Below are 25,389 nucleotides of genomic sequence, written 5' to 3'. Positions count from 1 at the left end.
GTGTCGGCGTTGGACCGGACCGACTCCGCAGTCAAGCCGAAGCGACCGCCGACACTTCTGAATCGCTCGCTCGCCCACGGGTCGCGCGGTCCTGCGTCGCGAACCCCTCACGGCCAGACCAACGCCGCCATCAGGCCGAGCATCGCGACGAGCTGGATGCAGAAGAAGCTGAAGCGCACCGAGACGGAGCCGGCGGTCACGGGGAACCCCACGTGAGTGACCGTTTGGCACACCCGCGCGCCGAGGACGACGGGCGGGAGAACGTCGAAGACCCGGCCGGTCGCGCCCGTCGTCGCGATCGCCGCCACGATGGCTGCGAAGACGGGGAGGTTCTCCACGCAGTTCATGTGCGCGCGCGTCGCGCGGCGATACCAGTCGGGTCCGTCGGAGGCGTCGGGGGGAAACGCGTGGATCCGGGCCGTTCCCGCGAGGATCCGGCTCCAGCGGTGCGCGCCGATGGTGAACACCAGGGTGGCGAGCGTCCAGGCGGCGAAGCCGAGCAGAGCGGAAGTGGCGGGGGTCATGGCTGGCCAGGCTCGGGAAGTGGTGTCTCGACGGAACGGGCCGCGCACACGGCCCGTCCCGTCGAGCTGCTCAGGCGAGCGGTGCGAGCGCCGCGACGACGCGGCTCATGTCTGCGTCCGAGATGAGCTCGCTCAGGATGGCCGGGAACCGCGTGCGCTCCACGCCCGACAGGATGTACTGGTAGCGGTACGCGCCGAGGAAGACCTGCTCGACCTCGGCCGTCTGGGCTTCGCCGAGCTTCCGATCGAGGTGGGCGACGAAGTAAGCCGCGTCTGCCGCCGCTTGAGCCTGCAAGATGCCGTCCACCGCACCCACCAAGTCGATCAGGTCGCTGACGGCCTGCTCGCGCCGCTCGGGGCTGGTGCGCGCGTCGGCTGCGCGCCACTCGAGCTCGTCGACGACGGCGTGTTGGCTCTCCTCCATCCAGTGGTAGCGGAAGATGTCCTTGAAGAGCGGGTTCAGCTCCGGGTCGGGCGCGATGCTCTCGGTGTAGTGGGTCTGGGTGAAGAGCTCGATGAGACAGGTCAGCGCCAGCACCGACCACGTGGACTTGCCCAAGACCACGTGGGCGACCTCGTTGGGATCGGCCACCAGGCGGTAGCCTTCGGGCATGACGGCGGCGCACATGACGTCCACGCGGCGGAACAGCTCCTGGTGCTTGAGCTCCTCCTCGCTGAAGCGAACCAGCGCCTCGAGCGCGGTCTGATCGCCGAAGTGATGCCGCGCGCTGAGCTCCAGGATCTTGGCGTTGATGAAGCGCTCGACCAGGCCGAAGACGTTGGCGTACGTGCGCCCCTGCACTCGGCTCATCCAGCGGCGTTCGCTGGCCGTGAGGAAGGCGACCCGGTCCGCCTTGGACAGGCCGTCGGGCAGGAATTTCTGGTCGGCGCCCAGGCTCCTTCCGCGGAAGACGTCCTCGATGTCCCAGCGGGCGCGCTTGGAAGCAGCCACCGCGCGGGCATAGCGAGCGTGGGTCGGAGTGGGGTTCATGTTGGTGTGTTCGGTCATGTTGGCGTCTCCTCGGACTGGGTTGTTGGTTTTCGTTTCGTTTCGAGATCAAAGCGCGCGACGCGCGGTGAACGTGACGGCGCCGAGCCGGAGATCGCCGGACACGCGCGCCTCCGCGCTGCTGCCCGCGAAGCTGGCGAAGCGCGCGCGCACTTCCCCGTGGACGAAGCCCATCTCGGCGGCCAGCGACGAGAGCTCGCTCTCCACCAGCGCGCCGCCGACGCAGGCCGCCCAGAGCTCTGCCTCGCTGCGGGCGCGCAAGCTGAGCTCGCGCTGTACGACCACGTCGGACAGGCAGAGCAAACCGCCGGGCCTGAGCACTCGGCGTACCTCGGAGAGCACGCGCCGCTTGTCGGGGGCGAGGTTCAGCACACCGTTCGACAGGACGACGTCCACGCTCGCGCTCGCGACCGGGAGGTCCTCGAACATGCCGGCACGGATGTCCACGCGGTCGGCGAGCCCGGCTTCGCGCGCCGAGAGCAGGGCCGCTTGGCGCATGAGCGGCGTCATGTCGACGCCGATCACGTGCCCCTCGGGTCCAACCCGCCTGGCAGCGATGAGCACGTCCATTCCAGCGCCGCACGCGTGATCGAGCACGGTCATCCCGGGCTCGAGCGCGGCCCAGGCGAGCGGATTACCGACTCCCGCGAAGCGGTCGGTCGTCCGACGAGGCAGCGCCGACAGCTCGTCGGCGTCGTAGCCGAGGACGTCGACCGCGTAGCGTGCGCCCCGGTGGAAATGGAAGTCGCCGCTGGGATCTTCGGCGACTCGGGTGTAGACGTCGCGGATGCGCTCGCGCAGCGCGTCGACGTCGAGCTCGCTGGGACAGGAAGTAGCCATGATTCCCTCCGCCTCAGCAGGAGCCGTGCCGCGGCCGCCCTCGGGCTGATTCCGCTGGGATTTCCGACGTGTTCGCGCGAGGACCGGCACCGGCTCGAGGCGTGAGATTTCGCGACTTGTGATATCTCACGAGTGGATTGGCGGAATCTCACGAGCGACGATGGCCTCCCTGAGCGACCTCGACGAGCTGGCGGCGCTTCGGAGCATCGTCGAAGGGACGGCCACCGAAACCGGAGAGAGCTTCTTCTCCGCGCTCGTCACGAACCTGAGCCGCACCATGGGGACCATGGGCGCCTGGATCGCCCTGTACTCGGAGCACAATCGCGAGCTCGTGGCCGTCTCGATGAAGATGCGCGACGAGTGGCTCGACGGCTTCTCCTATCCGGTCGAGGGCACGCCCTGCCAGACCGCGCTCGACGAGCGCCGCACGGTCCACATTCCGGACCGAATCGTGGACCTCTACCGCGGTGACCCGTCGCTCCGGCACTACGGAGCCGTGAGCTACATGGGTGTGCCGCTGCTGGACGTCGACGGGGCCATCATCGGACAGCTCGCCGTGCTCGACGACAAGCCCATGCCGCCGGAGCCGCGCGGGGCCGCGATTTTCCAGATCTTCGCCAACCGCGCCTCTGCCGAGCTCCGGCGCCTGCGCGCCGAGAGAGCCACCCGGGAGCGCGAGGCCCAGCTCAGCCAGCTGCTCGGGAGCGCCATGGACGCCATCGTGGTCCTCGACGACGACCTCCGCATCGTGCTCGTGAACTCCGCTGCCGCCCGCGCGTTCGAGCTGGACGAGGCGTCGTGCCCCGGTCGGGCCTTCCGCGAGCTCGTGGAGGGCGAATCCGCCGACTTGTTGCGCAAGCAAGCCTCCGCGCTGGTCGTCTCGAGTGGAAAGGACCAGAGCTCGTGGATCGCCGGCGGCCTGCGCGCGCGAAGCGCCGGCGGTCGCCCCTTCCATGCCGAGGCCACGCTCTCTCACTATCGCGCCGGCGGTCGCGGGTTCTTCACGCTGATCCTGCGCGACGTCGAGGAGCGCATCGCGGCAGAGGAGCGCATCCGTTCGCTCACCCGCGAGACCGAGCTGTTGCGCCGCGAGCTCGGCTCGCTCCGGACCTTCGACCCGATCCTGGGGTCGTCCAAGGCGCTGCTCGACTCGCTGGCGCAGGTGGGGAACGTGGCGGCGACGGACGCGACCGTGTTGCTCCTGGGTGAGACCGGAACCGGCAAGGAGCTGTTCGCCGAGGCCATCCATGCCGGGAGCAAGCGAGCCGACCGCCCGGTGGTGCGCGTCAACTGTGGCGCGATCCCCGCCAACCTCATCGAGAGCGAGCTGTTCGGTCACGAGAAAGGCGCGTTCACGGGCGCGATCCAGCGGCGCGATGGCCGCTTCACGCTCGCGGACGGCGGCACGCTGTTTCTGGACGAGATCGGCGAGCTGCCCCTGGAGCTCCAGCCCAAGCTCTTGCGCGTGCTGCAGACCGGTGAGCTCGAGCCCGTCGGCAGCGCGAAGACCATCAAGGTCGACGTGCGCATCATCGCCGCGACGCATCGCGACCTCCGCGAGAGCGTGAAGCGGGGGACGTTCCGCGAAGACCTCTTCTACCGACTCGACGTCTTCCCGATCTCCATCCCGCCGCTGCGCGAGCGCCGCGACGACATCCCGGTGCTCGCGCAGGCCTTCGCGGAGAAGTTCGCCAAGAAGCTGGGGCGCAGGCTCGCCCCGCTCTCCGCGCCCGTCCTCGAGCGTCTCCAGGCCTATCCGTGGCCTGGAAACGTGCGGGAGCTGGAGAACGTGGTCGAGCGCGGCGTCATCCTGTCGACGCGCGGGGTGTTCGAAATCGACCGCGCGCTCCCGAGCACGGCGCCGCCCTCCGACCTGCGGGGCGAATCGTCGCCAGCGCTCCCCGACCGGATCCTCACGGCCGACGAGCTGTTGGAGCTCGAGCGCGCGAACATCCAGCGCGCGCTCGAAGCCGCCGCTTGGAAGGTCGCGGGCCCGAGCGGAGCTGCGGCGCTCCTCGGCATGAATGCCTCGACTCTGAGCTCGCGCATGCGAGCTCTCGGCATCCGTCGTCCCGGGAAGGCGTGAGCCAGGGCCTTGGCCGGAAGCCAGCCCATCGACGCGACCGTGGGCGCGTCCTACGATGGCCGGCCACCTCCGAGAAGAAGCCATGAAGAGCACCCAGAGCCTGGTTCACCAACTCGCAGCGCACGCTAGTGAGACGCCCGACGCTGCTGCCATCCACGGCAAGGTCGATGGTGTCTGGAAGACGCTCACCTGGGCCGAGTACTTCGCCCAGGTACGCGAGGTAGCCAAGGGCCTCATCGCGCTCGGGCACCAACCGGGCGACTGCGTCGCGGTCGTCGGAGCGAACCGGATGGAGTGGGTCCTCTGCCAGTTCGGCATCATGGCCGCCAAGGGGATCCCAGCGCCGGGGTACCCGACCAACACGGTCGAGCAATTCGCGCACATCCTCCGCAACTCGCGCTCGAAGATCGCAATCGCGGACACCAAGGCGCTCGTCAGCCAGTACCGCGCGGCCATCGCGCTCGACCCAAGCCAGGTACAGGTGGAGCACCTGGTCGCCATGCTCGACGGCGAGGACGACGGGGCCATGAGCCTGACCGCGCTCCGTGACAAGGGGCGTGCCGAGCCGGACACCGAGCTCGACGGGCGCCTCGCATCGCTCGGGCACGACGACACCTGCCTGTTGATCTACACGTCGGGGACGACCGGCGTCGCGAAGGGTGTGATGCTCGATCACGGCAATCTCCTCGGGATGCAGGAGATGCTCTTCAACCACGTCCCCATCTTCCGCGGCCCCGAGCGCAAGCCCTACATCGTCGTGAGCTACCTGCCGCTCTGCCACATCGCCGAGCAGATCATGACGAACCTGATGTCGATGGGGGCGGGGGGAGAGGTCTACTTCTGTCCCGACATCTCTCAGGTGAAGGACCACCTGCTCGAGGCCCGCCCGACCGTGTTCGTGGCCGTGCCGCGCGTGTGGGAGAAGTTCCAGGCAGCGCTCGAGGCGAAGCTCTCGGCCGCGACCGGCATCAAGGGCGCGCTCGCCCGCTGGGCTCGGGACACGGAGCTCGAGGCGATGACCCGCGAGCTCGCCGAGAAAGCCCCCGTCTCCGGGCTCGGGCGCGCGCTCGCCCACAAGCTGGTGCTCGGCAAGGTGCGCTCCGCCTTGGGGCTCGACCGCCTGGTCATGGCCGGCACCGCCGCAGCCCCGATCTCGGTGGGGACGCTGAAGTTCTTCGCGTCGCTCGGCATCGCCATCCACGAGTACTACGGGATGAGCGAGACGACGGGGATCCTCACCGGCTGTCGCTTCGGCGAGGCCCGCTTCGGGACGGTGGGTACGCCGCTCGAGGGCTGCGAGGTGAAGGTCGCCGACGACGGGGAAATCCTCGCGCGCGGTCGCACCATGACCCGGGGCTACCTGCGCATGCCCGCGGAGACGGAGGAGCTCATCGACGCGGAGGGCTGGGTCCACACCGGCGATCTCGGGGCCTTCGACGCGGACGGCTACCTGAAGATCACGGGCCGGAAGAAGGACCTGCTCATCACCGCCGGAGGCAAGAACGTCGCGCCGGCCGAGATGGAAGGCTACATCAACCAGATCCGCGGGATTGCGCAGGCCGTGGTCGTCGGCGACCGCATGCCGTTCCTGGCGGCCCTGCTCGTGCTCGACCCCGAGAACCTCGACGGGTTGGCCGCGGACGCCGGCACCCAGAAGGATTCGCTGGAGAACATGGCGAAGGACCCCAAGGTGGAGAAGCACCTGTTCGCCGCCATCGAGGAGCACTGCAACAGCAAGGTCGCGAGGTATCAGACCATCAAGCGCATCCGCGTGCTCCCGGTCGCATTCTCGGTCGACGGCGGCGAGCTGACGCCGACCATGAAGATCAAGCGTAACGTCATCGCCCAGAAGTACGCCGCCGAGATCGAGTCGCTGTTCGCGTCGAAGGACGAGCTGCTCTCGGCGCAATAGCGGAGCGGCAGCGCCGTGGGTACGAGCGGCGCCTTGCTCGCAGTGGCCGGGAGCAGGAGTCTGCGATGGCCGAGCGGCTCAGAGCGCGGACAGCGCGCTGATGTAGGCGCCGAGATCGCCTGGCGCCGCGCCGGCCAGGTTGCGCAGTCGAGCCCCGTCGAGCGGCGCCGACCCGACGAAGAGCCCAGCTCCCACCTCGACCCGCCCGAGGCGCAGCGGCCGCCAGCTCATCGCCTTGGCCGCCGACTCGAGCGCGCCCAGCCGCGACTCCGGCACGCTGAACACCAGCTCGAACTCGCCGTGCGGGGCTGCGAGGAAGGGTAGAGCCGACAGCTGGAGCGCGCGCTGCAGGGCCGCCGACCGGGCGTCGAGGAGGGAATCGAGCGGCACGTCGATCCGGAGCGCCACCTGGTTCAGACGAACGAGCTGGTCCACGGTCGCGACGAGGCCGTCGCTCGTGTCCATGCACGCCGATGCGATGCCGCGCAGCGCCTTGCCCTCCCCGATTCGCTGCTGCGGTTGCCAGTCCGATTCGACCCGCTCTCGCTCTGCGAGCCCGAGCAGCGCGAAGGCCGCGACGGTCGTCCCCGAGCCGAGCGGACCGGAAGCGAAGACGGTGTCTCCCGGAGCCATGCCCACGCGGGAGAGGTGTCCCTGCATCGGGACGATCCCCGCGGCGACACACGTCACCGACAGCGTTCGACCCTCGTTGGTGTCGCCGCCCAGCACGAAGGTCCCGGCCGCGCGACAGGTCTGAGCGACTCCCTCGGCGACCGCCTGCTGCACGGCCTCTGTGTCCCGGCTGGGGAGGCTCACCGAGAGCAGGAGGCCGAGCGGCTCCGCACCCACGGCGGCCAGGTCGGACAAGGCTGCTGCGGCCGCGACTCGTCCCGCCGTGCGCGGGTCTCGGTAGAGCCCGAGCTCGATCTCCTCGAGCACGGTATCGACGGTCAGGGCCAGGAGGCGACCGTCCCCGAGCGGCACGAGCTCGGCGTCCGTCTGGTGAACCGAGCCGACTTGGCCAGGCGAGCGCGGGAGCGCCGCCGCCCAGCGCGAGAGCAGGCGGTTCTCCGCGATTGCGTGCATCAGCTGCATGTCATGATCCTCTCGTCCAGCAGGTCGAACCAAGCGCGCCGCGCGCGTACCGTCTCCCCGTCGAGCTCGAGCAGGCGCTCGTCGTCGAGCTCCACCTCCAGCGCTTCCGCCATCCAGTGCCGTGTACCGGGTTGTCCCACGAAGCGACCTCGGCCGAGGTTCGCAAGGGTCTGAGCCAGCCTGGCGCGACTCCGGGTCTCGCACAGGTTCACGGCCACGAGCCCGCTCGCGCCGCCGACCGGGGTGTCGTAGCGCAAGCTGCCGGACAGGTGTGGGGTCTTCATGATGCTGAGGTTGGCGAGCGAGACGGCGAAGTCGCGCCCGCCGACGCGGACTCGGCCCCGGGCGGCCGAGTGCAGGCAGAGCGTGCGCAGCGCTGCGTATGCGATTGCCGCGCCGGTCCAGCGACGCTTGAGCGCGCGGAGGAGCGCGTCGCCACGGTTGAAGAACGCATTGGCCTCCGCCGTGACCCCGAACGAGGCGCTGATGACGAAGAAGCGCTCGTGCCGTCGCTCGCGCTCCGTCTGATAGCGAACGCGGACGATGTCGCGCGGCGTCGCGCCCCTCCGGTCGATGCGGAGCGGGATGCCCGCGACCGAGGCGCGCGCCGGCTTGTGGAAATCGTTGCTCGAGCCGAGGCCCACGGCGCCGAGCGCGATCTGAGCGAGCGGGACGTTCCCGTGAGCCGAGACGAGCGCGCCCGTGACCGCGGAGACGGTGCCGTCTCCGCCTGCGGCCAGGAACGTCCGGGTGCCCTCCCCGAGCTCCTCCCGGACGGCGTGCTGCCAGGCGCCGTGGGCATCGAGCTCCTCGGTTCGCAGGTGAAAGTGCGCCTCCACCGCAGCCCGGACCCGCGCGTACTTCACCCGCGCCGCACCCTGCGCAGCCGCGGGGTTGAGGATCACCAGGGCACGCGCTCTCTCCGTCATATCTGGCTCTCGCAAGGTCGAGCCGCCAGCGCGAGCTCGAGACCAACGACGAGGAAGACGCCCAAGAGCGCGAGCTCCGGGCGCAGCCATGCCGCCTCGCCGGCGTGCAGCGCGACGAACGCGCGGACCGAGCAGGCAATGGCGGGGTGGGCCTGGTCGTCCCGATCCGTGCACGCCATGCGCAGATGGGCGAGCACGAGCCAGACCAGCGCCAGGCAGACGAGGCCGGCGCCAAGCAGCGTGGCCAGGGGCGTGGGTGGACGCTGCTCGAAGACGCGCAGCGAGAGCAGGCTCGTGAAGGCCAGCGCAGCGGCGGCGAACACGGCGCTGACCGCGACGGTAGCCCTGCGCCCGAAGCGCACCGGCAACGTCTCGTAGCCGGTCGCGCGGTCTGCGCTCACGTCCTTGAGGTAGCCGAGCAAGACGAAGACGGCGTACGAGCAGAACACGCTGCCCACGAGCCACGGCAGGAAGGGATCCGCGGGCATGCTGCGGAGCGTCTGCGCTCCACACAGGAAGCCGAGCAGCGGCAAGAGCGCCACGATCCACGAGTTCCACGCCGGGCCGCCCCACCAGCGGCGCTTCAGCGGCGTGTAGGTCGCGAGCCCGAGTACCCCGGCCACGGACAAGAGCGCCGTCTCGGCGTTGATGAACCAGAACGTGGCGGCACAGAGCGTGAGCCCCCCCAGGCTCACCAGGAAGACCTGCGGGCGCGACACCTCGCCGCGCACCAGCGGCCGATAGGGCGACGAGAGCGAGTCGGTGTCCACCTGGAACACGTCCGTCAACGCCTGGCCCAGACCGTAGGAGCAGAAGAAGGCGGCGAAGGCGGCCACGAGTGTGGCGTGGGCGGTCCGCTCGGGCACCGCGAGCCCCGCGAGCCCTGCGGCGCCCGACACGAAGAACAGGTACGGACGCAGGGTGACCCAGTACGCGCGCCAGAATCCGGGGCGGGGCAGCGCGTTCGCGCTCGACGGCTGCGTCATGCGGCCTGGTCTCTCTCTCGCTCGGAGAGCAGCCCGTGGCGGGAGCCCACGTGCCGCAGGACCTCCACGGTGCGCTCGATGTCGGCGTCGGTGTGGCGCGCGTTCACAGTCAGGCGCAGGATGCTCTCGCCGCGGGGAACGGCCGGATGACTCACGCTGCCGACCTTGATCCCGGCATCGAACAGCTCTCGCGCGACGGTCCACAGCACGTGATCCTCACCGACCGCGACGGGGACGATGGGCGACGGGCTGGCAGGCACCGAGAGGCCCGCGCTCTGCAATCCATCCCAGAGCTGCTTCGCGTTCTGTACGAGGCGCAGCCGATGTTCGGGCTCCTCCTGCATGACGCGCAGCGCCTCGCAGATGCCCGCGCAGGTCGCCGCTGGTAGCGACGCCGTGAACATCCCCGCGCGCGCGAAGAAGCGCAGGTACTCGATCAGGTCTTCGCCGCCGCAGACGTAGCCGCCGAGAGAGCCGGGTGCCTTGCTGAAGGTGCCCATCAACACGTCGATGCTGCCCGGCATGTCGAAGTGCTCCTCGATGCCGCGCCCCGTCGCGCCCAGGACGCCCACCGAGTGCGCCTCGTCGAGCATGAGTCGCGCACCATGACGATCGGCCAGCGCACGCAGCGCCGGCAGTGGCGCGAGCTCGCCGTGCATGCTGTAGACGCTGTCCGTGACGATGAGCTTGCCGCGGGCCGCAGGCGCGTCGCGCAGCAGCAAGCGCTCGGCGTCGTCCAGGTCGGCGTGAGCGAACGCTCCGCCGAAGCGCGCGCCGGAGTAGCGGCAGCCGTCCTGGATGCTGGCGTGGGCGAAGCGGTCGCACACGAACAGGTCTTCCGGTCGCAGCAACGCGGTCAGCGTGCCGACGTTCGCGGCGTAGCCGGAGGGGAAGATGATGGCTGCCTTGCGCCCGTGGAAGTCGGCGACGGTCTCCTCGAGCTCGCGCAGGTACCGGTTCGTCCCGCCGAGGAGCTGTGCGCTGGGTGTTCCGTAGCCCACGCGGCGGAGCGCACGCTCGACGGCCGCGACGACCCGCGGGTGCAGGTGCAACCCGAGGTAGCTGTTGGAGTCGAAGCAGATCATCTCCTGGGTGACACCGGTGAACGGGTTCTCGACGCGGATCCGGTGGTCCAGCGGGCCGTCCAGGGTCACGCGGTACTGAGAGTCGTAGATGCCCGCGGCCTTCGCCATACCGACGAAGTCGTTCAGCCGGCGGCACTTCTCGAACAGGTCATCCGACTGACTGCCGAAGAAGTCGGAGAGTGACGGGGACGAGGGGCTCACCTTGCACCCCCTGCCGCGTGTGCGGCGACGTCTGCGACCGAGAAGCGCCCGAAGGCCCCGGGCTCGGCGATCAGCCCGAGCAGATCCACGCGCGGTGCGCGGCTCGCATCGGGGTGCACGCTGTACCAGCCCGTGGCCTTCACGAACACGCTGCGGTCGAGACCAGGTGCGGGTGGTGGAGCGCGAAACGAGAGCGCTGCTCGCTCGGCATTCGGCATGTCGAAGTAGCGAGCGTCGGCGCGCTCCAGCTCCTGCCGCCGGTCCCGCTTGCTCGAGTCGCGCGCGGTCGTGGCTCGAAGCTCGACGGCGTTCACCCGGCGTGGCGGGCCGAGCTCGAGCGCCGCGCGGTCCAGGCTCCACAGCCCCGCGCTCGACTCGAGGCGGATCCTCACCAGCTTGCCCCTCACTCCCGACAGGTCCACCGGGACCGCGACCGCACGCGTCGTCGCGGGTCCGACCGGCCACACATGGTCGATCGTGCGCCACTTGCCGCTTTCCTCGACCTTCACCAGGAGCGCCAGCTCGCGGATCATACCGGTACGAACGGCGGCCTGGAGCTTGGGAAGCGTGCGCAACGCGGCGTACAGCGGGTTGACGGCTCCCGGCTCGACGGCGAGCATCTCGCGCTCGAGGTGCGCCGCCCACAGCGTGTTACGCGCGTGGAGCAGCAGGGTGCCGGGGCCCGAGCCCCTCGGGAGCGAGAACTCGAGCTCGACGTAGTCCCGGACCTCCTCGGGGACGTCGGCGCGTCGGCCGAACGGGGTGCTCACCCAGGCATTGCCATCGGCGCTCTGGAGCTTCTGGAGGATGTCGGCGTTCTGCCAGTCGCGCGCGCGAGTGGGCGGCGTCGGATGGGCGATGGTGCGAAGCTCACCCGCCTGCGTCGGCCAGAGCTCGCTGTGTCTCGCCGAGCTGACCTTCCACCTCGATGCGGATCTCGCCGTTCTCGGCCTTTGCGTGCTCGAGCCGCACGAAGTCCGTGCGGTCCAGACCTGGGAAGACGGTGGCGACGAGCACCTCCGCGTCAAGGTGCCGCGACGTGCCGTCGACGCTGTAGATGAGGGGGCAGGAGCCCGCGCTCTGTTCGCCGCCGCTGCCGCCGCTGCCGCCCGAAGATCGGGAGGCGCTGACGGCCAAGGCGACCAGCGCGACGTCGGCGGCGAGGCCGATGCCCGCGCCCACCAGGGCTCCACCCGGCTTGCCTGCGATGGTGACGGAGTGGATGTCGCCCACTGCGATGCGACGACGGCGCCCGCCATCCACCAGCGCGATCGCGCTCGGGTCCAGCGTCCCGTCCGGGTTCCGCCAGGCCGGGTCGAAGTTGCCGCTGTAGTGCCCACCGGTGAGCATTCTGACCGTGACCTTCTTGCCGGTCGGGATCTGGTCGATCTCGGATCGGTCGAGCTCCCGAGGGTTCTCGCCCGGGCTGGAGCCCTCCCCGATGCCCGCCCCGATCAGGGTGCAGCCGGTGGCCAGGGCGACGAGCGCGGCGGCGAGCAGAACAGACTTGGGTCGCAGGTCGAGAGCCATGGTCGCGTCCTCCGCGGATCTGGAGGAGCAATGGCCGTGCCGGAACGCCGAGCGCAGCTTCAGGGCGCGAGCGCCGTCGAGTGTGCAGCGAGCCGCACACTGCGTGCGGGGAGAGGCACGGGGTTACTGGAAGAGCACGCTGGGCGCGAGGGCGACCTCACGGCTCGGCCGTGAGGCGAGGTCGGCTCCCGCCCAGGACGGCGCTGGTCGCCAGCACCGACGATAGCAGGTGCTCTCGGGCGATGACGCCGACTGGAACGCCTTCATCGAGCACCACCGCCAGGGCGCTTTGCCCGCGCTCGAGCTCGTCGAGCACGACCTCGACCGGAGCGTTCACGTCCACCTCGGACCACGCTCGGGTCTGGAGCGCGGCCACCGGGTCGTCGTGACGCCCCGCCCGACCGGCGAAGACCAAAGCGTCTCGAGTGACCACGCCGACGAGGGTCTCTCCCAGCACCACGGGGAAGACGTCGTCCGACGTACGGAGCGTCCGCCGGAGCGCCGCTCCGACGAGCTCTCCCGGCTGGAGGAGCACGCTCGGGCCCCGCGCGACGTCGCCCGCGCGGAGCCCGGCGAGGGCGCTGCGCGCCGTCGCGTCGAGGCGTTCGCGACCCGCGGCGAAGAAGACCATCACCGCGATCAGCGCCAACAGGAACGCGCCGTTGACCAGGGCGAACGTGCCCATTCCCAGCGCCGCGATCTGACCGAACCCCGCGGCCCAGCGCGTTCCACGCGCCATGCCGAAACGACCTGCGAGCAGCGCTCGGAGCACGCGGCCGCCGTCCATCGGGAAGATGGGCAGCAGGTTGAAGAGGCCCAGGCTCAGGTTCCCGAGCACGAGCAGAGCGAGCAGCGTGCTCCAGGAGGGCACGAGGCCGCGGATCTTGGCGACGTCGAGCAAGCCCATGGCATGCAGGCCGACGGCTGCGCCGCCCAGGACGACCGCCAGGGCGAAGTTCACGGCCGGACCTGCCAGCGCGATCCACAGCTCGTCGCGCGGGCGAGCCGGCTTGCCGTCGAGGGCGGCGACACCACCCAGGGGCAAGAGCACGATCTCGAGCACGCGGAGCCCGCGCCGTTGGGCGGCCACGCCGTGGCCGAGCTCGTGGAGCGTCACGCTGACGAACAGGGCTAGCGTCGAGATCACTCCGAACAGGGCGCCGTGGAACCCATGGCGACCACCCCAGCTGAAGGCGGCCCAGGCCACGATCAAGAGGAACGTCAGGTGGACTCGGATGGGAATGCCGAACGCGCGGGCGATCTGAAACGACCAGGACATGCGCTTCAGATGCGGCCGGGTCCCGTATTGGTCCAATCGAAAAGTTGAGGCTGAATCATAGTCCAGCGCTATGCGCGGCCCCTCCACTCACGGGCTCGCCAGGAGCGGCACTGCGATCCTGGCGGGCGCCCTGTCCGGCGGCGCGAGGACGGCGCGCCGGATCACGTTGGTCGCGCACTTCACGACTCGACCGTCGGGGATGTCACCTGACGCAGTGGCGCTCTGCACGCGCCCCGCCTCGCCGAGCACAGCCAAGATGCTGACGCGACCCTGAAGGTTCGGATTGTCGAGCAGGCCGAGCGTGTAGCATGCGCGGAACTGGGGAACGAGGCGTGCGAGGGAGTCCTCGAGGGACTTCTGCCCCGTCGTGGCGGTCGTCGTGATGGCGCCGAGCCGGACGGTCCCCGGCTTGCGCTTCTTGGCTTCCGCGAACGCGGTTCGGAGCGGCGCGGGCGCAGCAGGTGGGAGCTGGAGGTTGGGGTCGAGCGCGAGCGCAAGCGTGACGCTCTTCTTCGCTCCCTCGGCGTCGTCGTTGGCTTCGAGGCTCGCGCTCAGCACGAGCAGCTTCGCCGCCGTGGCGGGCGCGCACAGGGAGACGAGCTCGCCGCTCGGCGCCGCCCCCGACCCGTCGCCGTCGCGTCCCCACACAGCCGGTTCGCGGAAGTCCCCGCAAACCGCGAGGGCGGCAGCAACGCGCTGCTTCGCCTCCGCGGGGCCCGCTTCGTCGAAGGGCGCGATGGTCGCGATTTCCCTCTCCGCGTCGCGTAGCTTCGGTGGGTCGAGGGCGCTCGGTGACGCTCCGTCCGGCTCCGGGGTGGAGCCCGCGCTCGCGCTCCCCGGGGGTCGAGGGGCGCTGGCAGCGACCGAGAGATCTGGGCTGGACGCGGGCGCGGGGGACGTGGTCTTGGTCTTGTCACAGGCGCAGAGCGCGAGCGTAGTCGCGACGGCGAAGGCGACCTCGAACGACGAGCGGCACGTCATGCAGACGCAGACGGGCTATCACAACCCCGAGGCCACGTCGCGGATCAGCTCGCGGAGCCAGCGGTGGGCCGGAGAGTCGTCCGTACGCGCGTGCCAGACCTGACCCACGCCACCTGCCGGCAGCGCGAGGGGTGGTCGGAACAGGCGCAACCGAAACATGCGCGAGAACGGCTCCGCCACGCGGCGGTCGAGGGCGGCCACCAGATCGGTGCTCGCCACGACGGCGGGCACCATCAAGAAGTGGGGCAGCCGGAGCTCCACGCGGCGCTCGAGACCGCGGCGCTCGAGCTCCACGTCCACGATGCCCTTGGCCTCCGGCTCGGGGGTCACCAGCACATGGCCGAGCTTCAGGTAGGTCGCCAACGTCAGGCGCTTGCCCACCTTCGGGTGCGCGTGCCGGACGACGCAGACGAACGAATCCTGGAAGAGCCGCTCGTGCCGGTGACCCGGCGGCACGCTCTCGTAGAAGCCAACGTGCAGGTCGGCCTCGTTGCGCTCCAGCGAAGGCGGGACCCGGTGGTGCGGCCAGGCTTGAACGCGCAGTCGGACGCCGGGAGCTACCTCCGACAGCTTCGCGAGCAGCTTGGGTAGGAGCACGAACGTCACGTAGTCCGTCGTCGCCAGCGTGAAGCTGCGCTCGAGCGCGCTCGGGTCGAGCTCGGCGCTGGGCTCGAGCGCGGTGCCCAGGCTCTGGAGCGCGGCGGCGAGGGGCGCCGCCAAGGTCAGCGCGCGCTCGGTCGGCACCATGTGTGAGCCCGAGCGGACCAGGATCGGATCGTCGAGCAAGCCGCGGAGCTGAGCGAGCGAGTTGCTGACGGCTGGTTGCGTCATGCCCAGGCGGCGCGCCGCGCGCGTGACGTTGCGCTCCTCCAACAGCGCGGAGAGCACCGGCAGGAGGTTCAAGTTCAGCGCCCGCATATTCAAGGACATGATGATCAACAATATACATTATCAATTGGGCAGATGGCACGGATGGGCGCATGTTGTGGCTCGAAAGGGAGAAACGACATGAACCACCTCGAAACCCAGAGCCCCAGCACCACCCCGAGCCGCCAGACCCGCTGGCAGATCGACCCGACCCATGCCGCCGCCGGCTTCCGGGTCCGCCACCTGATGGTCGCCCACGTGCGCGGCCTGCTCGGCCCGGTCACCGGCTCGGCCGTCATCGACGAGGCAGACGTGACGCGCTCGCGCGTCGAGGCCAGCATCGACGTGACGGGCATCGACACCCGCGAGGCGAAGCGCGACGAGCACCTGCGGAGCGCCGACTTCTTCGACGTGGAGCGCTACCCCACCGTCACGTTCCGCTCCACGGAGGTGCGCCGAGGCAAGGGGGACTCCCTGCGACTCACCGGCGACCTGACGATTCGCGGGATCACCAAGCCGATCACGCTGGAGGTGGACGAGCTGCCCCCGGCGGTGAAAGACCCCTGGGGCAACGTCAAGCGCGGCCTGACCGCGCGCGGGAAGCTCAACCGGAAGGACTACGGTCTGACCTGGAACGTCGCCCTCGAGGCCGGCGGCGTGCTCGTCGGCGAGAACGTGGACATCGAGATCGAGGTCGAGCTCGCGCAAGCGAAGGAGTGAGGGCGGCGCCGCGCCGGAGGCGGACGGGACGCGAGCGCTCGCCCGCGCTGCGGCCCGTCCGATTGCCTCTCGCCCTGTGGCGAGGCGTTTCCGGACCCCTCGCGAGCGCGGGAGCCGTCGGCCCGCGTCCACGGTTGTGTCGCGGTCGGTGGTGCGTAACCTTCGACGCGGAGATGCCGAGCCCGACAGAACCCCGTGCGGCTTCGATCGCGGTGGCGCCGGTCCGCGAACAGCCCGGCGATCCCGAGGCGGTGCGCCTGGCGAACGGCTTTCTCGAAGACGTGATCGCCGAGCTCGCGAGGTTCCCCGAGTTCGAGGTGCTCTCCGCGCGGACTTCGCTCGCGCTGACGAAGGAGGAGCTCCACCCCGAGCGACTCGCCGCGCGTTTCGGCGTCACTCATCTGCTCGACAGCGCGATCGTCCCGAGCCCGTCGTCACTGCGCGTCCGAGCCGACCTGATCGAGGTCCCGTCCGGAGTGCAGCTCTGGAGTCAGCGGTACGACGTCCCGTTGCGAGAGCTCTTCGCCGTGCAGGACGACGTCGCCGCTCGCGTGGCCAATCACCTGAAGGGTCACATCCACCGTTCGCGTCTCGTCCGCGCGAAAGCGCGCCCCGTCACCACCCTCGAGGCCTACGACTGCTGGCTCCGCGGTCGCGCCTGTCTGGCGCAGGGAACGATCACTGCGGACGCCGAAGCGCGCGACCTGTTCGAGCGCGTGCTCACGCTCGACCCGAGCTATGCGCGGGGCTACCTCGGCCTCTCGCTCAGCCACTTCAACGAGTGGAGCTGCCAGCTCTGGTCGGAATGGGAGACGAGCGAGCGGCTCGCGTTCGAGTACGCGAAGAAGGCGGTGGACCTCGACGACACCGATCACCTCGCCCACTCCGTTCTCGGGCGCGTCCTGGTCTACCGGCGCCAGTACGCGCCAGCGCGCCGCCACCTCGAGCGGGCCATCGCGCTGTGCCCGAACGACGCCGACTGTCTCGCCCAGGTCGGCTTCTGGTACGCGTATCTCGGCGAGCCCGAGACGGGGATCGCCATGACCGAGAAGGCGTTCCGCCTGAACCCGCTTCACGACGAGGTCTACTGCGTCTACGGAGCCATCCCGTACTTCGTCGCGCGGCGCCCGAAGGACGCGCTGGCGCTGGTCGAGAGAGCGCCGCCCAACCTGATCGTCGATCAGTCGGCGTACATCGCTGCGGCGTACGCGCATCTGGACGAGATGGCGGCGGCCCGGCGCCATTTCGCGCAGTTCCTCGGCATCTTCCAGCAGAAGATCACGTTCGGGCGCGTCCCCGACCCGGACGAGCCGCTCGCGTACCTGTTGCACGTGAACCCTTTCGCTCGCCCCGAGGACGCGGCCTACCTGGCCGACGGCCTGCGCAAGGCCGGCCTCACGTCCGCACCACGAGAGGGCGCGTACCTTCCTGCCAGGTCGACCGAGGCGGCGGCGTTTGCGCTCGATCCGGCCGCGGGCACCTGGAGCCTCACGTTCGCCGGCAAGACGGCGCAGATCAGGGACATGAAGGGCTGCCGCGACCTCGGCCTGTTGCTCTCGTCCCCCGGCCAGCGCTTCCACGTGATGGAGATCGCCGGGCGCGTTCACGAAGGCGATGGGGGCGCGGCGATGGATGGCCGCGCCCGCGCCGCGTGCCAGCGCCGCATCCAGGAGCTCGAGGACGAGATCGCCGACTCCGAGGCCAAGCACGACCTAGGACGCCTCGGAAAGGCCCGAGCTGAGCTCGAGCAGGTCACTGACCAGCTCGTGGCCGCCCTGGGGCTCGGGGGGCGAGCTCGGAAGCTGGGCGACCCGGTGGAAAAGGCCCGGACGGCGGTGACCTGGAGAGTACGTAGCGCACTCAAGAAGATCGCCGAGGCGCACCCCGAGCTCGGCCGGCATTTGGGTGTCTCCGTGCGGACCGGGACCTTCTGCGCCTACGACCCCGAGCGCGAGGTTCGGTGGCGCCTCACGATGTGAGGCCGGCCCTCACGCCCATTCGGGCATGAACCAAGCAATCACCCGCACCACCATCCTGCCTCACGAACAGCCTCGCCGCTTCCTCACCGACGGCGGGCTCGAGACGACGCTCGTCTTCCACGAGGGGCTCGATCTGCCCTGTTTCGCCGCGTTCGTCCTCCTCCGAGTCGAGGAGGGTCGGGCTCGCCTGCGCGCCTACTACGAACGCTACTTGGAGCTCGCGCGCCAGGCTGGCACCGGCTTCGTCCTCGAGGGGCCGAGCTGGCGGGCGAACCCCGACTGGGCGGAGAAGCTCGGTATCTCGCGCCGCGAGCTGCGCGAGCTCAACGCCGCTGGGGTCGAGCTCCTGCGCGAGCTGCGCGCGGCTCACGAGACGGCCGACCTGCCGCTCGTGATCAGCGGCAGCGTCGGGCCGCGAGGCGACGGCTACGTGGCTGGCGAGCTGATGACTCCCGAGCAGGCGGAAGGCTACCACCGGGAGCAGATCGAGGTGCTCCGCGACGCGGGCGTCGACCTCGTCTCCGCCTTCACGATGACGAACGTGAACGAGGCCGTCGGCTTCGCGCGCGCGGCAAGTGCTGCAAAGGTCCGGCACGTGGTCTCGTTCACGCTCGAGACGGACGGCACACTGCCGAGTGGCGAGACGCTCCGGGGCGCGATGGAGGCTGTGGACGCAGCGACGGACGCGAGCGTCGCCTACTACATGATCAACTGCGCCCACCCGACTCACTTCACGCACGCGCTCGAGGGAGGAGCGGGGTGGACGGCGCGGATCCAAGGGATCCGTGCCAATGCCTCCACCCGGAGCCACGAAGAGTTGGACGAGTCGCCCGACCTGGACGCGGGTGATCCCGGAGAGCTCGGCGCCGAGTACGAGGAACTGGTCGGCATGCTGCCGCAGCTCCGCGTCTTGGGCGGGTGCTGCGGGACCGACGACACCCACATCCGTGAGATCGCCGCGGCTTGCATCGGAGCCTGACCGACGGCGTGCCCATCGCGCTGCCACCCCGTGTAATGTGTCCCGTCGGTGCGCGTCTGCTCGGGGGAGGAGGAACGAGCAAATGAGCACCAAGGTACGAACGAGGAGAGCTGTAGTCGGGCTCGCCAGCGCGCTCTTGTTGATGATGGTCTCGGCGTGCGCGAAGGAGGACGCCGAGTCGCGCCCAGAGCCGCGAGGGAACACGCCCCCTGCCGTGGTCCACGGCAGCCACGACCCCGCCCACGGCGGGATCATCAGCATGACGGCCGATCTGCACTTCGAGACCGTGCTCCACTCGGCAGGCAGGCACGAAGTCCACTTCAGCGACGGGGCGCGACAGCCCCTGCCGGCGTCTACGCTCGCCGCCGTATCGATGACGCTCGAACGCCCCGGGGCTCAGCAGGAGCGGCTCGACCTCGACCCGGACGCGCGTGGCGCGTTCTGGGTGGCGGAGGGACGGCCGCTCGGGAAGGTCCCGGTCACGAAGGTCGTGGTCACGTTCAATCGACCCGGAGAGGTGCCGACCTCGTTCCCCATCGCAGTGCCCGACCACGGGCATCACGAACACTGAGGCCCATCGTATCGCCGGGTCCGCCTCCGCGAGCGCCGCGCCGGAGCCGATACGACCCGACCGCGAAGCTCGTCGGCAACTCGCCGCTGCTCGCGAACGCCCGCGAACGTCCGCGGACGGTCGATGGCCCCTGGGGCACCGGCGCTGCACCTGGGCTAGGGTCAGCGCCATGACGTGCGTCGCGCGGCTCGGAACCGCCGTGGTGTGGGTCCTGGTGAGCGCCTGCGGCTCGCGCAGCGCGCTCCCGAGCGACTCGGGTACGGGCGGCTCGGCAGACCCCTGCGCTGCGCCGAGCATCCCCCTGGCCTGCGCCGAGAGCATCGCTGCAGCGCCCGCCGGAGCAGAGGTCTGGAGCAGAGCGCTGCCCGTCGGCGAGCTCTCGTTGCTCGGTCCCGTGGCCGCCGACGAAGCCGGCTCGACCTACTACTTGGGTGCAGAGAGCGCGCTCTACGTGAAGACGGTCTACGCTCTCGACGCCTGTGGCGCGCTGCGCTGGCAAGCCGACGTCTCTCACTCGATCGCCGCCTCGGGCTACGTGCCCCAAGTGATGGTGGCGGGCGGCCGGTTGCTGCTCGTCGGCATCGGGAACATCGTGGCCCTCCACCTGGACACCGGTGAGCCCGCGTTCATCGCCGACCTCGCGGGCTTCGCCCAGGGCGGCGGGCTCGGGGTGCCGCCCGGCAAGGTGGTGGGCATGGGCTTCACCGCCGCGGACGCTCAGGGCACCGTGTTCAGCTTGGTCGCGAACGATCTCGACGTGTTCATCGTGTCCGTGAGCGTGACGGGTCAGATGCACCCGGTGGCGAAGGTCGAGCACTACCTGGGCGGGGCCGGCTATCCGCTCGGCGCCCAGCAGCTCGCCCTCGACGCGGCCGGGCACGTCGTGCTCGCGGGTGGCACGGGCTCGGGCAACGGCGAGCCGATCCGGGCGTTCACCAAGAGCGGGAAGGCCGTGTTCGACACGGTGCTCCCGAGCTTCGGCATCGGTCAATTCCTCGCGGCAGGCCCGGATTTCATCACCGGACGAGGCATGTGGATCCTCGACCTCGACGGCACGCCTCGCAACTCGTTCGTCGGCGGGGGACCCACGTTCATCTCCTGGGACGGTCCCACGGTGATCGACGCCGAGGGCACCCTCTACGTCGTCGGTGGCCAGCACCTGGAGCCGGGGGTTTCCACGATGACCTTCAACTTGCTGGGCCGCTTCTCGCCCGAAGGCAACAGCGAGTGGAGCGCGACGCTGGACGAGCAGATCGTGGGAGGACCGGTGCTGGACGATCGCGGGCACCTGTTCGTGACGACGACGGCGAAGGTCGAGCCGGGGAGCCCGCTGCACCTCGCAGCCATCGGCCTGAACGGAGAGCTCGCCTGGCAGATCCCGCTCCCGCTGGCCGGGAGGACCCCGAGCTACTGGTTGCTCTCGAACGCCGCGGGGGCGCTGACGGTCGCCATCGATGGGCGCGTCCACGCCTACTCCAGCGGCGGAGGCAGGCCGCCGCGCTGCGCCTACTGGCCGACGCCCCGGGGCGACCTGGGCCAGCGCGTCTGCGCGCGGGAGAAGTGAGCCGTCCCAGCGGGCTCGTGCGCGTCGCCGCGCGCCTGTGCGCGGGGTGGCACACCTGGGCGGCGGGTGCGTCGCCGCTTGGTCAGTTTTCGCCCGTTTCCGAACCACCACAGCGGGGTGGCAAACACGCCTGTGCGTCGCAAACGCAGTCGCCTCGAGCCCGCTCGGTGTGCCACCGACCGCCGGCATGCCCATTGCATCGTGCGCGGGCATGGCGCGACACGGGGATCACGCGGAGGAGTGGGTGCCGCCTTGTCCGGCGCCGGTCGGCCTCAGGGGTTGTCGGCTCGAGCTCGACGAACGCAACGTCCTGGTCATGAGCTTCCCGCTGCATCGCGGTAGCGCGCTGCCCACGCTGACGGCAGCCGAGCACGACGTCCTCCGGCTCGTGCTCGCGGGGGCCTCGAATGCCCAAGTCGCCCGCGCGCGCGGCAGCTCGCCCCGGACGGTTGCGAATCAGCTCGCCTCGATCTTCAGGAAGGCCGGAGTCTTCTCCCGCAGCACACTCGCGCTGCGCTGCGCCGCCGTCGAGCTCGGTGACGAGCTCCCCGAAGAGGCCCGATGAGCCCAGACGAGTTGAGGCGAGTGGCGTTTGCCGCGTTGTGCTCGGAGCGAGCAGAGGAAGAGCTCGAGCCCTGGTTGTCCTTCGTGCGGGGCGACTGGAGCGTGGTCGATCAATTCGATCACGATGGCAGGCGTTACCTGATCGCCGAGCGACGCCGCGGCCAGGAGCTCATCTCCCGTGCGGAGTGGCAGATGCTCGCCGCCCGCGCCCGCGGCTCGCCGCTCAAGGTGATCGCGGTGGAGGTGGGCTTGTCGGTGTCGGCGGTCTCCCGGCGCATCCGGCAGGCGATGCAGAAGCTGGGGCTCCGAACCCAGAGCGAGCTGGCTCGCCTGCTCGCTCGAGGCCCGGCGTATGGACCCGATCGTTGACGGGGTGCGTTTCGGCGTGCGATAGCTGAAAACGCTATGCGAAGTGGCGCTGTCGTCGTCGTCGTCACCTTGCTGACCGCGCTGGCGGGTTCTGCGCTGGCGCAAGAGGTGGGCGACACGCTGCCGATCGACGATGAGGAGACGACGCCGGAGCCCGAGGGACCGGCTGCGCCGGTGGAAGCCGCGCCCTCCCGCACGAGCGGCGCGCGGATCCACGACGGGTTCTTCTTTCGCGGCGGGCTCAACGTGGGGCTCCTGATGCTGACCGCCGACGCTTCCCGAGAGATCGAGTACAGCGGCCTCCAGGGCGGCCTGGATCTCCTCTTCGGGGGCACGCTGATGCCCGGGCTAGTGGTCGGCGGCGCCTTGATCACGGGCCGCACGAATCGGCCTGGGGTAGACGACGGCGTCACCAGTCGGGATCTCGAAGGGTCGCTGCTCTTCGCCGGTGCCGCGGCGTTCGGGAACTACTACCTGGATCCTCGCGAGGGCCTGCACCTGCAAGGCCTGGCAGGCTTCGCCGGCCTGGACTTCGTGTCGGCCTCGGGGGCCAGCTCCGGCAACGACCCGACGGGGTTCTTCTTCGGCTTCGGCGCCGGTTACGACTTCTGGATCGCCGACGAGTGGAGCGTGGGTCCGTTCGCGCGCATCCTCTACTCGATGCTCAGCACGAAGACCGACGTGACCTACCGCTACTTCTACCCGAGCATCGGCGCGGCCATCACCTACCACTGAGCGCAGAACGGCGTATCATCGCGGGATGTTCACGCGACTGTGGCCGGCGTTCGCCGCCTGCTGCCTGCTCGGCTGTGGCGAGAGCGACTCGAGTGGCGGCAGCTCGAGCGGCGGTGGGGGGACCCAGTCCAGCGGCGGCAGCGGCGGCAGCGGCGCGACCGGCGGCGGCAGCGGCGGCGGCGGCGGCACACCCATCCCGAGCTGCGCCGGAGCCGGCGGCGCATCGGGCGGCAAGGTGTTTCACGTCGCGACCAGCGGCACGACCGGCGGCGACGGTAGCGCGGGCGACCCATGGGATCTGCCCACCGCGCTGCTCGGCCCCGCAGCGGTCTTGCCCGGCGACACGGTGCTGGTCCATGGCGGCGTCTACAGCGGCGGCTTCGTCAGCAAGCTCGCGGGCCAGAGCGGGGCGCCCATTACGCTCCGGAGCGCGCCCGGCGAGTGGGCGGTGCTCGACGGGCAGAGCTCCACGGAGCCGACCCTACAGGTCTACAAACAGTGGGTGGTCATCCGGGACCTGGAGATCACCAACAGCAAGACCGACCGCCAGAGCTCGCGGCCGAGCGGTATCTACGTGGAGGCCCAGCACGCGAAGCTGGTGAACCTGATCGTGCACGACGTGGGGACCGGGATCATCTGCAACAGCGCCGGTGCTCAGAACCCCGAGTTCGCCCTGGAGCTCGAGGTGGCCGGTAACATCCTCTACAACAACGGCTGGGACGACGTCGATCGTTCCCACGGACATCACCTGTATCTGCAGAACCGAGACGGCACGAAGCACGTCCGTGACAACGTGCTGTTCAACGCGTTCGGCTTCGGCGTGCACGCCTACTCCGACAGCGACACCTACTTCGCCCAGGGCTACGAGCTCGCCGGTAACGTCTGGTTCGGAAACGGCGCCGCGTCGGCCATCCCCGAGAGCGCGGGCGCCGCGGAGAGCAAGTACTACGACGGCTGTCTAGTGGGCCACAACGGCACGCACCCGGTGTCGCGGCTCGAGCTTCGAGAGAACTACGGTTGGGCCCAGGGGCTGGGCGAGCGGAGCCTCCGCCTCGGCTGGGACGCGCCCAACGAGGATGTGAAGCTCGAGGACAACTACATCGTCGGGCAGACGATCTTTCAGCCTTCCTGGCAGAGCGTCACGATGACCGGCAACACGTTCATCGGCGACGTCAGCGGGGTCACGACCGCGAGCCACCCGAACAACACCTATCTGACCAACGCTCCCAGCGGCGCCAAGGTCGTGGTGCGTCCGAATCCTCACCAGCCGGGCCGCGCTCACGTCATCGTCTACAATTGGGATCAGGCCGACAGCGTCGAGCTGGACGTGACCAGCGTCGTGCCGATCGGCGCCAGCTACGAGCTTCGCAGCGTGCAGGACGTGTTCGGCGCTCCCGCGCTGTCCGGGACCTTCGACGGGAAGCCCCTGAGCTTGCCGATGGTCGCGCCCAAGGTGGCGCAGCCCATCGGGCTGCCCGGCGCGATCACCGCGGCGGAGCAGCCGGGCAAGCGCTTCGACGTGCTCCTGCTCACGTCGGCCTGTCCTCCTTGAGCTCGGGCAGCTCCCCGCGGACGAGCTCCACCAGCGCCTCGAACGCCTCGCGCCCGCTCGGGTGGTAGGCCGCGAACACGGCGGGGTTGTGCGGCATGTCGCTCGCCTCGTGGACGCGAGTCTCGACGCCCGCGCGCCGGAGCGCGTCCACCAGCGCCAGGATGTCGTCCTTCGGGGTCTCGCAGCCGCCGACCGAGACGAACACGGGTCCGAGCCCGTCGAGGCGCGCGTGGACCGGCGAGAGGCGCGGATCGTCGAGCGGCACGTCGCCGGCGAAGGCGGCCGCCTGCCGAACCAGCTCCTGCCGACGCCCGAAATCGAAGCGCTCGTTCGTCCGGAACGAGTCCCCGGGCATGCTCAGGTCGGCCCACGGCGAGAGCAACGCGAGCGCTCGGGCGCGGGCTCCGCCGCGGTCCCTGAGCGCAATCTGCGCCACGATGGCGAGGTTGCCTCCAGCCGAGTCCCCAGCGAGCACTATCCTCTCGGGCGCGATGCCGCGCGCAACCAGCGCGTCGAAGGCCGCGAGGGCGTCCTCGAGCTGCGCGGGGTACGGGTGCTCGGGTGCCAGTCGATACTCGAGCCCGAAGACCTCCACGCCGGTGTCTTTGGCCAGCCCTGCCAAGAGCTCCGCGTGAGTCGTCCGAGCGGAGCCGTACACGTACGAGCCCCCATGGAAGAACAAGATCGCGCCCGCCCGCGGCGGCGTGCGCGGCGCGAAGACCACCGCCGGCACTCCGCCCAGCACCTCGTCGCGGAGGTCAACGAGACGGACGAGCTTCTTCGGATACGGTCGCCGGTTCATCTCCTCGCGCAGCCGCGCAAAATCCCAGTCGGCGGTCCGCTCCCAGTCGACGCGCAGGTAGCGCACCATCCACTGGAACGTGAAGGACCAGCTGGGGCGGAGCGGGCCATCGCGCAGGCGCGCCGCGAGCGTCTGGAAGAACGCCAGCCAGAGCAGGCCGAGCGCGCGCAGCATGGTCGGCTTCTAGAGCGACCCGCACGGCGGCGAAAGCAGAAAGAGCGACGCTTTGG

Annotated in this window: 24 protein-coding genes; 11 read left to right on the top strand and 13 right to left on the bottom strand. The window is 70.1% G+C overall.

Going from position 1 to position 25,389, the window contains the following annotated elements; translation table 11 throughout:
* Positions 1-107 precede the first annotated feature (107 nt).
* The 3 genes from HS104_19870 to HS104_19860 all read right to left on the bottom strand — a co-directional run bounded on the left by HS104_19870 (position 108) and on the right by HS104_19860 (position 2,373).
* A complete protein-coding gene (locus HS104_19870) occupies positions 108-524 on the bottom strand; it encodes an MAPEG family protein (GenBank protein MBE7482222.1) in 417 nt (138 codons plus the stop codon).
* A gap of 70 nt (positions 525-594) precedes the next feature.
* Positions 595-1,533: a hypothetical protein gene (locus HS104_19865; protein MBE7482221.1), complete on the bottom strand. Its 939-nt coding sequence runs from the start codon at positions 1,531-1,533 to the stop codon at positions 595-597.
* 48 nt (positions 1,534-1,581) lie between these two features.
* Complete coding sequence (locus tag HS104_19860) at positions 1,582-2,373, bottom strand: methyltransferase domain-containing protein (GenBank protein ID MBE7482220.1); 792 nt, start codon at positions 2,371-2,373, stop codon at positions 1,582-1,584.
* Between the two features lie 160 nt (positions 2,374-2,533).
* On the opposite strand from HS104_19860, the gene HS104_19855 reads away from it, so the two are divergent.
* Both HS104_19855 and HS104_19850 read left to right on the top strand, forming a co-directional pair.
* Positions 2,534-4,459, top strand: a complete 1,926-nt coding sequence (locus HS104_19855; protein ID MBE7482219.1) for a sigma 54-interacting transcriptional regulator — start codon at positions 2,534-2,536, stop codon at positions 4,457-4,459.
* Between the two features lie 82 nt (positions 4,460-4,541).
* Positions 4,542-6,371 carry a long-chain fatty acid--CoA ligase gene (locus HS104_19850; protein MBE7482218.1) on the top strand — a complete coding sequence of 610 codons (1,830 nt, stop codon included), beginning with the start codon at positions 4,542-4,544 and terminating at the stop codon, positions 6,369-6,371.
* Positions 6,372-6,449: 78 nt separating this feature from the next.
* Here the strand turns inward: HS104_19850 and HS104_19845 are convergent, their stop codons facing one another.
* From HS104_19845 to HS104_19805, 9 genes are all read right to left on the bottom strand, one after another.
* Complete coding sequence (locus HS104_19845) at positions 6,450-7,466, bottom strand: hypothetical protein (GenBank protein ID MBE7482217.1); 1,017 nt, start codon at positions 7,464-7,466, stop codon at positions 6,450-6,452.
* Positions 7,457-8,395 carry a hypothetical protein gene (locus tag HS104_19840; GenBank protein ID MBE7482216.1) on the bottom strand — a complete coding sequence of 313 codons (939 nt, stop codon included), beginning with the start codon at positions 8,393-8,395 and terminating at the stop codon, positions 7,457-7,459. The genes HS104_19845 and HS104_19840 overlap by 10 nt, the downstream gene beginning before the upstream one ends.
* The gene (locus tag HS104_19835) at positions 8,392-9,381 is read right to left on the bottom strand and encodes a UbiA family prenyltransferase (protein ID MBE7482215.1); all 990 of its coding nucleotides are present in this window, start codon (positions 9,379-9,381) and stop codon (positions 8,392-8,394) included. The genes HS104_19840 and HS104_19835 overlap by 4 nt, the downstream gene beginning before the upstream one ends.
* Positions 9,378-10,667 (bottom strand): aminotransferase class I/II-fold pyridoxal phosphate-dependent enzyme, encoded by a 1,290-nt coding sequence (locus HS104_19830; GenBank protein ID MBE7482214.1) that lies wholly within the window; start codon positions 10,665-10,667, stop codon positions 9,378-9,380. The genes HS104_19835 and HS104_19830 overlap by 4 nt, the downstream gene beginning before the upstream one ends.
* On the bottom strand, positions 10,664-11,437 hold the full coding sequence (locus tag HS104_19825) for a hypothetical protein (GenBank protein ID MBE7482213.1): 774 nt from the start codon (positions 11,435-11,437) through the stop codon (positions 10,664-10,666). Before HS104_19825 ends, HS104_19830 begins: the two co-directional genes overlap by 4 nt.
* Positions 11,438-11,537: 100 nt before the next feature.
* Entirely contained in the window at positions 11,538-12,197 is a 660-nt protein-coding gene (locus tag HS104_19820; GenBank protein MBE7482212.1) for a hypothetical protein, read from the bottom strand.
* Between the two features lie 157 nt (positions 12,198-12,354).
* Positions 12,355-13,476 carry a site-2 protease family protein gene (locus tag HS104_19815; GenBank protein ID MBE7482211.1) on the bottom strand — a complete coding sequence of 374 codons (1,122 nt, stop codon included), beginning with the start codon at positions 13,474-13,476 and terminating at the stop codon, positions 12,355-12,357.
* A gap of 87 nt (positions 13,477-13,563) precedes the next feature.
* Positions 13,564-14,457 (bottom strand): hypothetical protein, encoded by an 894-nt coding sequence (locus HS104_19810; protein ID MBE7482210.1) that lies wholly within the window; start codon positions 14,455-14,457, stop codon positions 13,564-13,566.
* Between the two features lie 18 nt (positions 14,458-14,475).
* Positions 14,476-15,387 (bottom strand): LysR family transcriptional regulator, encoded by a 912-nt coding sequence (locus HS104_19805; protein MBE7482209.1) that lies wholly within the window; start codon positions 15,385-15,387, stop codon positions 14,476-14,478.
* Between the two features lie 78 nt (positions 15,388-15,465).
* On the opposite strand from HS104_19805, the gene HS104_19800 reads away from it, so the two are divergent.
* The 9 genes from HS104_19800 to HS104_19760 all read left to right on the top strand — a co-directional run bounded on the left by HS104_19800 (position 15,466) and on the right by HS104_19760 (position 24,357).
* Positions 15,466-16,044 carry a YceI family protein gene (locus tag HS104_19800; GenBank protein MBE7482208.1) on the top strand — a complete coding sequence of 193 codons (579 nt, stop codon included), beginning with the start codon at positions 15,466-15,468 and terminating at the stop codon, positions 16,042-16,044.
* A gap of 212 nt (positions 16,045-16,256) precedes the next feature.
* Complete coding sequence (locus HS104_19795; GenBank protein MBE7482207.1) at positions 16,257-18,023, top strand: hypothetical protein; 1,767 nt, start codon at positions 16,257-16,259, stop codon at positions 18,021-18,023.
* A 25-nt stretch (positions 18,024-18,048) separates the two neighbouring features.
* Entirely contained in the window at positions 18,049-19,002 is a 954-nt protein-coding gene (locus tag HS104_19790) for a homocysteine S-methyltransferase family protein (protein MBE7482206.1), read from the top strand.
* A gap of 82 nt (positions 19,003-19,084) precedes the next feature.
* On the top strand, positions 19,085-19,573 hold the full coding sequence (locus HS104_19785) for a hypothetical protein (protein MBE7482205.1): 489 nt from the start codon (positions 19,085-19,087) through the stop codon (positions 19,571-19,573).
* A 169-nt stretch (positions 19,574-19,742) separates the two neighbouring features.
* Positions 19,743-21,137: a PQQ-binding-like beta-propeller repeat protein gene (locus HS104_19780; protein MBE7482204.1), complete on the top strand. Its 1,395-nt coding sequence runs from the start codon at positions 19,743-19,745 to the stop codon at positions 21,135-21,137.
* A gap of 187 nt (positions 21,138-21,324) precedes the next feature.
* Entirely contained in the window at positions 21,325-21,702 is a 378-nt protein-coding gene (locus HS104_19775) for a hypothetical protein (protein ID MBE7482203.1), read from the top strand.
* Positions 21,699-22,070 carry a hypothetical protein gene (locus HS104_19770; protein ID MBE7482202.1) on the top strand — a complete coding sequence of 124 codons (372 nt, stop codon included), beginning with the start codon at positions 21,699-21,701 and terminating at the stop codon, positions 22,068-22,070. The genes HS104_19775 and HS104_19770 overlap by 4 nt, the downstream gene beginning before the upstream one ends.
* Positions 22,071-22,106: 36 nt before the next feature.
* A complete protein-coding gene (locus tag HS104_19765) occupies positions 22,107-22,805 on the top strand; it encodes an autotransporter domain-containing protein (GenBank protein MBE7482201.1) in 699 nt (232 codons plus the stop codon).
* 25 nt (positions 22,806-22,830) lie between these two features.
* A complete protein-coding gene (locus HS104_19760) occupies positions 22,831-24,357 on the top strand; it encodes a hypothetical protein (protein MBE7482200.1) in 1,527 nt (508 codons plus the stop codon).
* Here the strand turns inward: HS104_19760 and HS104_19755 are convergent.
* The gene (locus HS104_19755; GenBank protein ID MBE7482199.1) at positions 24,335-25,333 is read right to left on the bottom strand and encodes an alpha/beta hydrolase; all 999 of its coding nucleotides are present in this window, start codon (positions 25,331-25,333) and stop codon (positions 24,335-24,337) included. The genes HS104_19760 and HS104_19755 overlap by 23 nt on opposite strands.
* Positions 25,334-25,389: the final 56 nt, after the last annotated feature.

It is taken from the genome of Polyangiaceae bacterium, assembly GCA_015075635.1.
In the GTDB taxonomy this organism is placed as follows: domain Bacteria; phylum Myxococcota_A; class Polyangia; order Polyangiales; family Polyangiaceae; genus JADJKB01.
This window is presented reverse-complemented; position numbering and strand designations above follow the sequence as displayed.